Raw genomic sequence first — 249 nt, forward strand, 5'->3', positions numbered from 1 at the left:
ACCGATTTGTAAAATTAGTCTAGAGAAAACTAAATTTGTTTTATTTTTTGCGTTTATCTTTTTAGTTTTAGCTTTATTTATATTAAAAGGAATTAAATCAGAATTTATGCCTAAATTGAATGAAGGTACAATTCTTTATATGCCTACCACTTTTCCTGGAATTTCTATTGAGCAAGCACAAAAGGTTTTAAGTGTTCAGAATAAAATACTTAAATCTTTTCCTGAGGTTTTACATGTATATGGTAAAGC

The 249-nt window shown here is 26.5% G+C and carries 1 protein-coding gene; it reads left to right on the plus strand.

Annotation, left to right across the window (positions count from 1 at the left end):
• A partial coding sequence (locus N3F66_15265; GenBank protein ID MCX8125505.1) for an efflux RND transporter permease subunit occupies positions 1 to 249 on the plus strand: 249 nt, incomplete at both ends.

The organism is Spirochaetota bacterium (assembly GCA_026414805.1).
GTDB lineage: Bacteria > Spirochaetota > UBA4802 > UBA4802 > UB4802 > UBA4802.